The 12,239-nt window shown below is 64.1% G+C and carries 11 protein-coding genes; 5 read left to right on the plus strand and 6 right to left on the minus strand.

Going from position 1 to position 12,239, the window contains the following annotated elements:
- Positions 1 to 16: 16 nt before the first annotated feature.
- Positions 17 to 397, minus strand: coding sequence for an aspartate 1-decarboxylase (gene panD, locus AC1DY9_RS06665; RefSeq protein WP_431095265.1), 381 nt, complete (start codon positions 395 to 397; stop codon positions 17 to 19).
- Between the two features lie 159 nt (positions 398 to 556).
- On the opposite strand from panD, the gene nadC reads away from it, so the two are divergent.
- From nadC to AC1DY9_RS06680, 3 genes are all read left to right on the plus strand, one after another.
- Positions 557 to 1,435 carry a carboxylating nicotinate-nucleotide diphosphorylase gene (gene nadC / locus AC1DY9_RS06670; protein WP_477666095.1) on the plus strand — a complete coding sequence of 293 codons (879 nt, stop codon included), beginning with the start codon at positions 557 to 559 and terminating at the stop codon, positions 1,433 to 1,435.
- The gene (gene nadA, locus AC1DY9_RS06675) at positions 1,432 to 2,547 is read left to right on the plus strand and encodes a quinolinate synthase NadA (protein ID WP_477666096.1); all 1,116 of its coding nucleotides are present in this window, start codon (positions 1,432 to 1,434) and stop codon (positions 2,545 to 2,547) included. The genes nadC and nadA overlap by 4 nt, the downstream gene beginning before the upstream one ends.
- A gap of 73 nt (positions 2,548 to 2,620) precedes the next feature.
- On the plus strand, positions 2,621 to 4,381 hold the full coding sequence (locus tag AC1DY9_RS06680; RefSeq protein ID WP_477666097.1) for a chorismate-binding protein: 1,761 nt from the start codon (positions 2,621 to 2,623) through the stop codon (positions 4,379 to 4,381).
- 7 nt (positions 4,382 to 4,388) lie between these two features.
- Here the strand turns inward: AC1DY9_RS06680 and AC1DY9_RS06685 are convergent, their stop codons facing one another.
- From AC1DY9_RS06685 to AC1DY9_RS06700, 4 genes are all read right to left on the minus strand, one after another.
- The gene (locus tag AC1DY9_RS06685; RefSeq protein ID WP_477666098.1) at positions 4,389 to 4,748 is read right to left on the minus strand and encodes a 5-carboxymethyl-2-hydroxymuconate Delta-isomerase; all 360 of its coding nucleotides are present in this window, start codon (positions 4,746 to 4,748) and stop codon (positions 4,389 to 4,391) included.
- Between the two features lie 53 nt (positions 4,749 to 4,801).
- Positions 4,802 to 6,412 (minus strand): L-aspartate oxidase, encoded by a 1,611-nt coding sequence (gene nadB / locus AC1DY9_RS06690; RefSeq protein ID WP_477666099.1) that lies wholly within the window; start codon positions 6,410 to 6,412, stop codon positions 4,802 to 4,804.
- Positions 6,413 to 6,574: 162 nt separating this feature from the next.
- Entirely contained in the window at positions 6,575 to 7,456 is an 882-nt protein-coding gene (locus AC1DY9_RS06695; RefSeq protein WP_457279615.1) for a segregation and condensation protein A, read from the minus strand.
- Positions 7,457 to 7,550: 94 nt separating this feature from the next.
- A complete protein-coding gene (locus AC1DY9_RS06700) occupies positions 7,551 to 7,778 on the minus strand; it encodes a DUF3460 family protein (RefSeq protein ID WP_457279614.1) in 228 nt (75 codons plus the stop codon).
- 141 nt (positions 7,779 to 7,919) lie between these two features.
- Here AC1DY9_RS06700 and bamE point away from each other — a divergent pair, with 141 nt between their 5' ends.
- The gene (gene bamE, locus AC1DY9_RS06705; RefSeq protein ID WP_457279613.1) at positions 7,920 to 8,441 is read left to right on the plus strand and encodes an outer membrane protein assembly factor BamE domain-containing protein; all 522 of its coding nucleotides are present in this window, start codon (positions 7,920 to 7,922) and stop codon (positions 8,439 to 8,441) included.
- A gap of 67 nt (positions 8,442 to 8,508) precedes the next feature.
- Here the strand turns inward: bamE and AC1DY9_RS06710 are convergent, their stop codons facing one another.
- A complete protein-coding gene (locus AC1DY9_RS06710) occupies positions 8,509 to 10,179 on the minus strand; it encodes a SulP family inorganic anion transporter (RefSeq protein ID WP_457279810.1) in 1,671 nt (556 codons plus the stop codon).
- A 289-nt stretch (positions 10,180 to 10,468) separates the two neighbouring features.
- On the opposite strand from AC1DY9_RS06710, the gene AC1DY9_RS06715 reads away from it, so the two are divergent.
- Entirely contained in the window at positions 10,469 to 12,232 is a 1,764-nt protein-coding gene (locus AC1DY9_RS06715) for a sensor domain-containing diguanylate cyclase (RefSeq protein ID WP_477666100.1), read from the plus strand.
- Positions 12,233 to 12,239 lie beyond the last annotated feature (7 nt).

Consider the following 12,239-nt stretch of genomic DNA (forward strand, 5'->3'; position numbering starts at 1 on the left):
ACGAGTCGGGCGCGGGTCAGGGCTTCTGCACCGGAATGGTCGAGCGCTCTTCCTTGATGCGGTTGTCCGGATTGACGAACACCAGCTTGGGGCTGAAGCCCGCGACATGCTCTTCATGCACCTGCGCAAACGCCGCGATGATGACAAGGTCGCCCACGGCGGCGCGCCGCGCGGCGGAACCGTTGACCGAAATGATGCGGCTGCCGCGTTCGGCACGAATGGCGTAGGTGATGAAGCGTTCGCCGTTGTTGATGTTCCAGATGTGCACCTGCTCGTTCTCTGCCAGGTTGGCGGCATCCAGCAGGTCTTCGTCGATGGCGCAGGAGCCTTCGTAGTTGAGTTCGCAGTGGGTTACCGCAGCGCGGTGAATCTTGGACTTGAGCAGGGTTCTGAACATGATGTGTGTAGGGTGTACCCAGGCAAAAGGAAAACGCCGGGGTGGGCGAAGGGGGCCGGCGGCGGGCAGCGGCAGGGGCGCTGTAACATTCGCGGCAGTTTTGAGGTCTACTCAATAGTTTAGTGCAGGGTACTGCGCGGTTTCTTTCTTAGATTACTTATGAAAAAGTCATTTGATTTCACGACTGAAGCGCTGGGCGCCCTGGTCCGGGCGGATGCGGCACGCGCGCTGGCCGAGGACATTGGCAGCGGCGACCTGACCGCCGCACTGATTGACCCGGCCCGCCAGGCACGGGCGCAGGTGGTGGCGCGTGAAAGCGCTGTGGTGTGTGGCAGCGCCTGGGTCGAGGCCACGATGCGGCAGCTGGATCCGGATGCCCAACTGGTCTGGCATGTGCTGGATGGCGAGCGTTGCGAAGCCGGCCAGGTAGTGTTTGAAGTGCGCGGGCTTGCCCGTGCCCTGCTGTCGGCTGAACGCACGGCCCTCAATTTTTTACAGCTGTTAAGCGCCGTTGCGAGTAAAACGGCCGTTTATGTTGACATCGTGAAAGGTACGCGGGCTGCTATTGTGGACACACGCAAGACCCTTCCCGGCCTGCGGCTGGCGCAAAAATACGCGGTCGCCGCGGGCGGCGGAACCAACCACCGGGTGGGTTTGTATGACGCCGTGCTCATCAAGGAAAACCACATCGCGGCCGCAGGGGGAATCGCGCAGGTGCTGGCACGCGCTGCGGACGTCGCCGCGCAGGCTGATTTTGTGGAAATCGAAGTCGAGAACCTGGACGAGCTGGCCCAGGCGCTGAACGCCGGTGCGCGCATGGTGCTGCTCGACAACATGAGCCTGCCCGACCTCAAAGAGGCTGTACGCATCAACAATGGGCGAGCCATCCTTGAAATTTCGGGCGGGGTCACCCTGGAGGGCCTGCGCACCCTGGCCGAAACCGGCGTGGACCGGATTTCCATCGGCACCCTGACCAAAGACGTGCGGGCGATTGATTTTTCCATGCGCTTCGACGCCGAGAGCACGGTGGCGGCATGAGCGTGGTTTTGCCCGTCATCCGTGTGGACTACGAGCAGCCCGAGGGCGCGGCTTGCAGCACGCACCAGGCTTGGGCCCGTGTGCCGGCCGAGCCCACGCAGGCCGAGCGCACCGTGCTGAAGGCCCGCATCCGCGAACTGCTCAAGGCCCGCAACGCCGTCATGGTGTCGCACTACTACGTGCATCCCGACCTGCAGGACCTGGCCGAAGAGACCGGCGGCCTGGTGTCGGACTCGCTGGAGATGGCGCGTTTTGGCCGCGACCATGCGGCACAGACGCTGGTGGTGTCGGGTGTGCGCTTTATGGGTGAGACGGCGAAGATTCTTTCACCTGAAAAACGCGTGCTGATGCCCGACCCTGATGCGACCTGTTCGCTTGATTTGGGCTGCCCGGTGGATGAATTCAGCGCGTTTTGCGACGCCCACCCGGACCGCGCGGTGGTGGTGTATGCCAACACCAGCGCCGCCGTGAAGGCGCGCGCCGACTGGGTGGTGACATCCAGCTGCGCGCTCGACATCGTGCGTGCGCTGAAAGACCAGGGCCAGAAAATCCTCTGGGCGCCCGACCGGCACCTGGGCAGTTACATCCAGCGCGAGACCGGTGCCGACATGGTGTTCTGGAATGGCGCCTGCATCGTGCACGACGAATTCAAGGCCTTTGAACTGCAGGCCCTGAAAAAAGAGCACCCTGGCGCCAAAGTGCTGGTGCACCCCGAGTCACCTGCGGACGTGGTGGCGCTGGCCGATGCCGTGGGCTCCACTTCGGGAATTTTGAAGGCGGCGCGCGAGATGGACGCGCGCGAATTCATTGTGGCGACCGACAACGGCATGCTGCACAAGCTGCGCACGCTCAACCCCGGTAAAGTGTTTATTGAAGCGCCCACCGCCGGCGACAGCGCCACCTGCAAAAGCTGCGCACACTGCCCGTGGATGGCCATGAACGGCCTGGCCGGTTTGGCCCATGTGCTGGAAACCGGTGCGCATGAAGTGAAGATAGACCCCGCACTGGGCCTGCGTGCCCGGCTGCCGATTGACCGCATGCTGGCTTTCACCGCCGCGCTGAAAAACGGCCAGCCTACTTCAGGGCTGGTGCCGCATATCGGTGCGGCCTGACATCGGTCCGGCCCTGGATATGCTCCTGTTTTGATAGCTGCTTGCGCTTGTCCTGTATGGACTGGAGGCCGATATGAGTCCTATAACGGCCTGTATTGACTTCTCGGATCCGCATGACAGTGCCGCGCCGCGCCTGCGCCGTGCTTTCAGCGCGCCGCGTGCGGTGCTGGTGGCACGCACGCTCGACGAGGTACGGCCGGTACTGGATGCCGTGCAGGCCGCTGCCGCACAGGGCGCCTGGTGTGTGGGCTACCTGCGCTATGAAGCCGCCCCGGCTTTTGATGCCGCGCTGGCTGTGCACGATGCGGATGGGCCGCTGGCCTGGTTTGCGGTGCATGATGAAGCCTTGCCCTGGCCGCGAACCGTACCAGGTGCCGATGTGCAGGTGCAGTGGCAGCCGGGGCTGGATCGCCTGGTTTTTGAGGAGGCTCTCGGCACGCTCCAACGGGCGATTGCCAACGGCGCGTACTACCAGGTCAATTTCACTGCGCAGATGGCCGGCTTGTTGGTCCCGGGGGCAGAGGCCGCGCCGGCCCATGCCTTGTTTGGCGCCCTGCAGCGCGCGCAGCCCGGCGGTTATGCAGCTTTCCTGGATACCGGTGATGAGCAGATCTTGTCGGTGTCGCCCGAGTTGTTTTTTGACTGGCGCGCCGGCCAGCTTCTGACACGGCCGATGAAAGGCACAGCACCGCGCGGCACGACGCCCGAAAGCGATGCGGCCCAGGCCGAAACGCTGCGCACGTCAGTCAAGGAGCGTGCCGAGAACGTGATGATCGTGGACCTGCTGCGCAATGACCTGTCGCGCATCGCCGAGCCCTTCAGTGTGCGCGTGCCGCGCCTGTTTCACACCGAGGCGCTGCCCGCGGTCTGGCAGATGACGTCGGACGTCGAGGCGCGCACGCGGCCCGGCTGTAGCCTGGCCGAGGTGTTTGCCGCGCTGTTCCCCTGCGGTTCGATCACCGGCGCACCCAAGGTGCACGCCATGCAGGCTATTCGTGAACTGGAAGCCGGGCCGCGCGGTGTGTATTGCGGGGCCATCGGTGTGGTGCAACCCGGCGGCATGGCGACTTTCAATGTGCCGATCCGCACCGTCAGCCTGCGCGGCGCCCAGGCCCGCTGCGGCATCGGCAGCGGCATCACCTCGGGTTCTGTGGCCGAAGGGGAATGGCAGGAGTGGCGCCACAAGCAGGCCTTTCTGGAGCGAGCCAGCATGCCCTTCGAGATTCTGGAAACCCTGGCGCTGGAAGCGGGCCAGTTGCGCCATAGGAAAGACCACCTGGCGCGCATGGCGGTTTCTGCCGCCCACTTTGGCCACCGATGGGATGCCGTGCAGGCCCATGCGTGCCTGCAGGCATTGGCGCAGGCGCACCCGCAGGGCCTCTGGCGCGTGCGCCTGCTGCTCAGCGCCAGCGGAAAATTCGCCGCCCAGGCTTATGCCATGGAACCGTCGCTGCCCCAGGTGCGCCTGCAACTGGCCGACCGCCCGCTGGACGCGGCGCACGGCGAATTTGTGCGCTTCAAAACGACGCGCCGCGCGCATTACGACGCCTTCACGCCGACCGAACCTGGCGTGTTTGACAGCGTGCTGTGGAATGCTGAGGGTGAGATCACCGAATGCACGCGTGGCAACATCGCGATGCGCGTGGATGGCCGCTGGGTCACGCCGCCGCTGGCCTGCGGGCTGCTGCCGGGTGTGGGCCGCGCGCTGGCGTTGCAGGCGGGCCGGTTGACCGAACGCGTCGTGCGGGTGGACGCATTGTCAACGGTTGAGGGCTGGGCGTTTGTGAACAGCCTGAGGGGCTGGATAGACGCGAGCCTTGTCCGAACCGACTAAAAACTGCTTAGAGTTTTTCCTTGACGTAGGACGCGCGGTCCATGTCGACCATCTCCACGCTCAGCTGCACCATCACGCCCGCTGGCCGCGGGGTCAGGCGGCGCAGCACGTCAGCGATGCGCGCACCCAGGTCCTTCTTGGCGTCCGGCGTGCGGCCCGACAGCAATCGCAGCTGGGCATGCACAAAAGCGCGTGAGGCCGGCGCAGTGCCAATTTCAAAATCGTCCAGGGCGACGAGCCGGGTTTTCAGGTCGGATTCATCCTGTATTTCAGGGCTGGCGGCGACGGCCTGGTTCAGCGCCTGGAGCACTTCGGCTTTGGGAAAGCCGGCCAGGTTGCTGGAGTATTCAACGATCAGGTGAGGCATGTGGGTTCTGAATAAAAAGTGGCAAGAAACGGATAAAGGGGATTCGGGAAAGATTAACTTCCGGGCGGTACCAGCACGGTAGGAATGGCCTGTTCAGCGGTACCAGGGAAGTCGCGGCTGAAATGCAGGCCGCGGCTTTCGTGCCGGCCGTGCGCCGAGCGCACGATCAGATCCGCCACCTGCACCAGGTTGCGCAGCTCCAGCAAGTCGCGTGTGACACGGAAGTTGGCATAGAACTCCTGGATCTCCGCGTTGAGCAAGGCAATGCGGTGCGCCGCGCGTTCAAGCCGCTTGGTGGTGCGCACAATGCCTACGTAGTTCCACATGAAGCGGCGCAGCTCGTCCCAGTTGTGCGAGATCACCACGGCTTCGTCGGCATCGGTGACCTGGCTTTCGTCCCAGGCGGGCAGGGCGGGGACTTCGGCCGGCGCCAGGGCATCAATCGCGTGGGCCGTGGCGCGTGCGAGCACCACGCATTCCACCAGCGAGTTGCTCGCCAGGCGGTTGGCGCCGTGCAGGCCGGTGCAGGCGGTTTCGCCAACGGCATAAAGGCCCGCCACATCGGTGCGTCCGGCCAGGTCGGTCACTACGCCACCGCAGGTGTAGTGCGCGGCCGGCACCACCGGGATGGGCTGGCGTGTGATGTCGATACCGAGCTCGAGGCAGCGCTTGAGGATGTTGGGGAAGTGCTCCTGCAGAAAAGCCGGGCTCTGGTGCGAGATGTCCAGGTAGACACAGTCGAGGCCGTGCTTTTTCATCTCAAAGTCGATGGCGCGGGCCACCACGTCGCGCGGCGCGAGTTCGGCCCGCGCGTCGTGCGCCGGCATGAAGCGCCCGCCGCCGGCCGAGGGCGGCAGCAGCAGCTTGCCGCCTTCGCCGCGCACGGCTTCCGTGATCAAAAACGATTTCGCGTCCGGGTGGTAGAGGCAGGTGGGGTGGAACTGGATGAACTCCATGTTGCCCACGCGGCAGCCGGCCCGCCAGGCGGCGGCAATGCCGTCGCCGGTAGCGGTGTCGGGATTGGTGGAATAGAGATACACCTTGCCCGCGCCGCCGGTGGCCAGGATCGTGTGGCCGGCGCTGAAGGTCAGCACCTCGCCGCTGGCGGTGTCGAGCACATAGGCACCATAGCAGCGGTTACCGGGTTGTTTGAGATGCCGGTCGGTGATGACGTCGATCAGCATGTGGTGCTCATAGAGCGTGATGCCGGGCGTCTGGCGGACCTGCTCCATCAGCGTGCGTTGCACGGCGGCGCCGGTGGCGTCGGCCGCGTGCACGATGCGGCGCTGGCTGTGGCCGCCCTCGCGCGTCAGGTGCAGTTCGCCGGGATGGCCGGCGTCTTCGGAAAAAGCCACGCCCAGTGCACGCAACCAGGCAATGGCTTCGGGCGCACCTTCGACGACGGCGCGCGTGGCAGGCAGGTCGCAGAGGCCCGCACCTGCGACCAGCGTATCGCTCACATGCTGCTCCAGCGAGTCGCCCTCGGCCAGCACGGCAGCCATGCCGCCCTGCGCCCAGCCGCTGGCCCCGTCGCCAAGCGCACGTTTGGTCACCACCGCCACACGCCGGCCAGGTGCCAGCAGCAGCGCGGCAGACAGGCCCGCCAGGCCGCTGCCGATGATGAGGACGTCGAAGTAGTGTGAACCCAGGCTGTCGGAGGTCATTGATAAGTCACTCACCGTTGAGATGGAAACCAGGTTTGTTCACGATGCGCAGAATGCTCTTATGCAAGCAGGGGCCGCGGGACTGGCTTCGCCAGACCGCAGGCGCAGCGGCCCCCTCGGGGGGCAGCGCATTACACGAAGTGAAAAGCGTGGGGGCAATATTTAGGCGGGCGTGTAAGCCAGCCGCACATAGATGGGCGCGAAAGCCTCGGCCTGCGTCACTTCCAGCAGGCCTTCTTTTGACAGCTCGAGCAGCGCGATGAAGGTCACCACCAGCACCGGCATGCCGCGCGTGGCGTCGAACAGGTCTTCAAACTCCAGGAACTTGCGGCCCTGCAGCTTGCGCAGCACGATGCTCATGTGCTCGCGCACCGAGAGTTCTTCGCGGCTGATGACGTGGTGCTGTACCAGGCGGGCGCGTTTGACAATGTCGCGCCAGGCGTCCTGCAGGTCCACGATGTGCACATCGGGAAAGCGCGGCTGCAGCGATTGCTCGACATACACCTGCGCGCGCAGGAAATCGCGGCCGAATTGCGGCACTTCGTTGAGTTTGTGGGCGGCCAGCTTGATCTGCTCGTACTCGAGCAGGCGGCGAACGAGTTCGGCGCGCGGATCTTCGGGCTCCTGGCCTTCCGCCACCTTCTTGGGCGGCAGCAGCATGCGCGACTTGATTTCAATCAGCATGGCCGCCATCAGCAGGTATTCGGCCGCCAGTTCCAGGTTGGTGGAGCGGATTTCGTCGACGTAGGTGAGGTACTGGCGCGTGACCGCCGCCATCGGGATGTCGAGGATGTTGAAGTTCTGCTTGCGGATCAGGTACAGCAGCAAGTCCAGCGGTCCCTCAAACGCCTCCAGGAAGACCTGCAGCGCATCCGGCGGGATGTACAGGTCGTGCGGCATGGCAAACAGCGGCTCGCCGTACAGGCGGGCCAGCGCCACCTGGTCGATCACGGCGGGCATGTCCGGGCTCAGGGCTGCGGACAGCTCCTGCCCGGCGGCCGGCGGCAGTTCCTGGGGGGATGGTGAAAAAGGGGTTTGGGACATGAAAGAGGCCGAAGCGGTGAGTGCGCTAAAGATTTGCTATGAAAAAGATAGCTGATTGCGCAAGTCCTGCAAGGGCTAGAGGCCTATTTGGCTCTTATTTTCCGTTCGGGTGGCTGCTCGTGCCGTACACGTAAGGCTGCTGGGGAACCTTGGCCTCACCGTATTCCGCCTGTTCGGTGCGGTTCAGGTTCTTGTCCCACAACAGCGCGCGCCCGGCGCGTTGCTCGGCTTCCAGGGTGGGCTTGTTGGCCTTCAGCTGGTCGATGAACTGCGTGGTGTCGGAGGTGTAGTCGGAGCGGCGGAAGAAGTTGAGGAGGGACATGGGTCTAAACTGCCTGAATCGTATAGTTGGCTGATTTTACCGGGGTCTGCCTTGCGCCCATTGTTACCACCTTCCCCACCCTCCTTTGCACCGGCCCGAACGGGCTTTTCAGCACTTTTTTCCGTCAGGACGTTCATCTGTATGGGTCTGCTCTCATTTGTGCTTGGCCTGGTGGCATGTGACGCGCAGCGCATTGCCGAACTGGAAGAAGGTGTGGCCACGGAGGCCGATGTACGTGCCCGCTTTGGTGAGCCCGAGAAGGTGTGGGAAGCGGCCGACATGGCCGAAACGCCGCAGCCCGGCGCTGCGGCGGCGCCCGGCGCCCGCACCTTCGAATACAACCGCCAGCCGGAAGGCAAGGTCAACTACATGATCACGATAGGTGCGGACGGCAGGATGAGTGCGCTGCGGCAGGTGCTGACACCGCAAAATTTTGCCAGGGTGCAGCCCGGCATGCGCATGGAACAGGTGCGAAAAATGCTGGGCAAGCCGATGAAGGTCACGCCTTACGCGCTGAAGCAGGAAACTCATTACGACTGGCGTTACATGGAGCCACCGTCGGCGGCACGCATCTTTACCGTGGTGTTTGACGGGGACCTGAAAGTGGTCAGCACGGGCTCGGTGGACGATGAAAGCGCGAGCGCTTCAGGTGGCAATCGCTGATGTGCCTGGGTTTATAAAGAAAAATGAGCTGCAGCCCAATAGGGACAGGCGCAAGCAGCTCCTGTTTTTATAGCGTTTCAATTTTCTCCAGGAAGCCCGAGCGCTGCATCACGGCCCGCGGCTGGGCATTGAGCCCTGCCATGACCAGCCGGCCGCCGCGCAGCACGATGGCCTTGTGCAGCTGCTCCAGCACATCGAGCCCGGAGGTGTCCAGCGACTGCAGCGATTGCACGTCCAGCCGCACCACCAGGCCTTTGGGCGCGCTTTCCACCACGTTCAGGATGGGGTCGAGCTTGGCGACTGCGCCAAAGAACAGCGAGCCATACAGCTGGAAACTGGCGCCATCGGCGCTGCGTGAGACCTCCACCACCTGGAACAGGGTGCTCATGCGCCGCACAAACAGCACGCAGGCCAGGATCAGGCCGACCTGCAGGGCGACCGTCAGGTCAAAAACCACGGTCAGCAAAAACGTTCCCAGCATGATGAGACGGTAGTGGCTGCTGGCCTGGCGCAGGTGGGCGAATTCGCGCCATTCCCCCATGTTCCAGGCCACATACAGCAGAATGCCGGCCAGCACCGCCAGCGGCACATGCACGGCCAGCGGGGCGGCTACCAGCACGACGACCACCAGCGTGAGGGCATGCACCACGCCCGAGACGGGAGAGGTGGCGCCCGAGCGCACATTGGTCACCGTGCGGGCAATGGTGCCGGTGGCGGGCATGCCGCCAAAGAACGGCACCACAAAGTTGGCCACGCCCTGGGCCATCAGTTCCTGGTTGGGGTCATGGCGCGGCAGGCCGGAAATCTGGTCGGATACGCGTGCGCAGAGCAGCGACTCCACCGCACCCAGCAGTGCAATGGTGATGGTGGGTGCCACCAACAGCCGCACGGTTTCCCAGGAGAAATCGGGCAGGGCAAATGAAGGCAGCGCACGCGGGATGCCGCCGAAGCGGCTGCCGATGGTTTCCACGGGCAGGCTCAGCAGGTAGGCAAACGCGGTAAGCGTCACCAGCGCCACAATCGGCCCCGGCATGCGCGATGCCATGCGCGTGGCCCGCTTGAGCTGCACGCCTTCGACGGCCTGCATCAGCCTGATCAGCCGCGTGGTGAAACCGCCGGCGCTTCGCGTGTGCGCGGCAAACAGCTTGGGCCACACAAAGAGGCCGAGCAGGCAGGCCAGCCCCAGCCCCAGCGCGTAAGGGTTGAAGCTGTCCAGGTGTTCGCCGATCACACGCAGCTGCGAGAAAAAATCGGCCGGCATCTTGGGAACGACCAGCCCCAGCAGGTCCCTGACCTGCGACAGTACGATCAGCACTGCGATGCCGTTGGTAAAACCCACCACGATGCTCACCGGCACGTAGCGCACCAGTGTGCCCATTCTGAAAAAACCCAGCAGAAAGAGCAGCACGCCGGCGCAGGCGGTGGAGATCAGCAGGTTGGCCAGGCCGTAGCGTTCCAGAATGCCGTAGACGATGACGATGAAGGCCCCGGCAGGGCCGCCTATCTGCACCGCCGAGCCGCCCAGCGCAGAGATCAATGCGCCTGCGATGATCGCCGTCCAGATGCCTGCCTCGGGCTTGAGGCCGGAGGCGATGGCAAAAGCCATGGCCAGCGGCAAAGCCACAATACCCACCGTGACGCCGGCCCCGGCATCCTTGAAAAACCGTTCGCGGTTGTAGCCGGCAAGCGCTGAAAACAGGCGAGGGCGGAACGGGGCGAGATAGGCCGGTAAATGCATCATGCGGCGGGCGTGGGGCGTGGGAGTTGTGTGACCGGTGGTGCGGATGATGGCCCGGACGACAGCGCAGATAACAGCGCAGGCGAGAATGCGGAGATTGCGCGTCCCGTATGACTTTTTTCCATTGTTCGAAGCCTCAACATTCGGTACATTAGAAGGTTTTGTTAGGTAGAAATAGTTACTTTTCGTGTGATTTCAGGGCCGAATCATCAGTGTCGTCCTGTTTTGATCATCTGCGTATGGTTTTTTGGGGAAGTGATTGTTTGGCCTTTTAAGTTTTTTGTCTGCAATGCCGCCGCGCCTTTCTGCCTGCCTGGCGGCCTTGCTGTTGGCCCACGCTGCGGCTGTTGCACAGGAAACGGCCGTCCCGCCTTCCCCCGTCGCGGCTGTTGTTGCACAAAGCGTGCCGTCCGCGGGCTACGACGTGGTCGGCCAGGGGCTGGTACTGGTCGACAGTACCGGTTCGCTGACGTTTGAGCAGGTTCACAGCCGTTTTGAAGCCGGTGAAGGCGAGCCGGCCAGGCCGGAACAGATCATGCCGACCGGCGACGGGCGTGCCTTGTGGTACCGGTTGACGCTGCCTGCGGTGAGCCAGCCCACCCGGGTCATGCTCACGACACCGCACCCCAACATGGACAGTGTCTCGCTGTACCGCCCCTCGCAAGACCCCCTCGCTGCGGGGCAATGGCAAATCAGGCGCTCAGGTGATTCCATCCCCGTAGCCGAGTGGCCGGTGCGCCACCTGACACCGGCGTTCGAGATGCTGCTGCGCCCCGGTGAGATGCGGCCCACTTACCTTCGGGTCACCCACAACTATCCGATCAGCATGCACTGGGTCCTGTCCGACCCAGGCAGTTTTCACGAACAGTCCAAGCAATGGCACCTCCTGCTGGGGGTTTACATCGGCCTGGTGCTGCTGATGGCGCTGATGAGCGCTTTCCACGCGGTCTCGTGGCGCGATTCCATCCACCTGTTGTACGCCGGTTATGTGCTGGTCGTGGCGCTTGGCCAGTTGTCGCTGACCGGCCTGGCGGGAGAGTTTTTCTGGCCCCGCAATGCCTGGTGGAACGACTGCGCGCCCGTGGGGCTGTCGCTGGCCACTGCCGCATTGCTGCATCTTGTGCTGCGCCAGATGGTGGTTGACCGCGACGTGCCCTGGCTTTCCCGCGGGCTGCTGGCCATGACCATTCTGGGCTTTGTGATCGTGCTGGCCTTCCTGGCTCTGGGGAACAAGTCGTCTTTCAACCTGGCCACGCCTTACTACATCGGAAGCATCGCCGTTTACCTTTTTGTTTCCGCCTGGTACACCTGGCGCCGTCCGGCCGTGGGTATCTGGATCATGGCCGCGATGGTGTGCCTCACCGTGGGCTCCATCTTCCCCATCCTGCGCACGCAGGGCATGATGCCCCTGGGCACGGCCACGCAATTCGGCGCGCAAATCGGTGCCGCCCTGGAAATCCTTTTCCTGCTGATGGCCCTGTACCTGCGCAGCCGGGAAAAGCGCGACAACCAGGCGCGCGTCGGTGCGCTGACACGCGTGGACCCGTTGACCGGCCTGGGCAACCACCGCGTGCTGCTGCAGCGGCTGGACGCGCTGCTGATTCGCCAGCAGCGCGACCCCGGTGCGGGCGCGGTGGTGCGCATCCGGCTGGGCAACGCCGTGGATATCCGGCAGGACTACGGCATGGAGGCGGCGCAAAGCGCGGTGGTCCAGGCCGGCGCCTGTGTCACAAGTGTCGCGCAAGAGGGCGATACGGTTGCCCGTCATCGCGACGGAGACTTTGTGCTGATCCTGCAGGGGCACCTGACGCGCGGGGCGCTTACCGATATCGGCCAGCGGCTGATCGCCCGCGGACTGGCCGACAGTCCCAGCCTGCCGCCCAATACCGTGCTGCAGTTCAAGGTGGCGGTGGCCGAAGCGCCCTTCAGGGAAGGCGATGCAACGCAATTGCTGCACTCGTTGGGCCTCGTGCTTGGCGAGCTTTCCAGCCGTTCGGGGACCGGCCTCCGCTTTGCGGCCGGGGCGGATGCCAGGAATTCGGCACCGGCCTGACGCAGGC

It is taken from the genome of Polaromonas sp. P1_F6 (assembly GCF_056405695.1).

Excerpts from the sequence above, each read along its gene's own strand:
- panD (WP_431095265.1), bottom strand. The coding sequence starts at position 397 with ATGTTCAGAACCCTGCTCAAGTCCAAGATTCACCGCGCTGCGGTAACC.
- nadC (WP_477666095.1), top strand. The coding sequence starts at position 557 with ATGAAAAAGTCATTTGATTTCACGACTGAAGCGCTGGGCGCCCTGGTC.
- nadA (WP_477666096.1), top strand. The coding sequence starts at position 1,432 with ATGAGCGTGGTTTTGCCCGTCATCCGTGTGGACTACGAGCAGCCCGAG.
- AC1DY9_RS06680 (WP_477666097.1), top strand. The coding sequence starts at position 2,621 with ATGAGTCCTATAACGGCCTGTATTGACTTCTCGGATCCGCATGACAGT.
- AC1DY9_RS06685 (WP_477666098.1), bottom strand. The coding sequence starts at position 4,748 with ATGCCTCACCTGATCGTTGAATACTCCAGCAACCTGGCCGGCTTTCCC.
- nadB (WP_477666099.1), bottom strand. The coding sequence starts at position 6,412 with ATGACCTCCGACAGCCTGGGTTCACACTACTTCGACGTCCTCATCATC.
- AC1DY9_RS06695 (WP_457279615.1), bottom strand. The coding sequence starts at position 7,456 with ATGTCCCAAACCCCTTTTTCACCATCCCCCCAGGAACTGCCGCCGGCC.
- AC1DY9_RS06700 (WP_457279614.1), bottom strand. The coding sequence starts at position 7,778 with ATGTCCCTCCTCAACTTCTTCCGCCGCTCCGACTACACCTCCGACACC.
- bamE (WP_457279613.1), top strand. The coding sequence starts at position 7,920 with ATGGGTCTGCTCTCATTTGTGCTTGGCCTGGTGGCATGTGACGCGCAG.
- AC1DY9_RS06710 (WP_457279810.1), bottom strand. The coding sequence starts at position 10,179 with ATGCATTTACCGGCCTATCTCGCCCCGTTCCGCCCTCGCCTGTTTTCA.
- AC1DY9_RS06715 (WP_477666100.1), top strand. The coding sequence starts at position 10,469 with ATGCCGCCGCGCCTTTCTGCCTGCCTGGCGGCCTTGCTGTTGGCCCAC.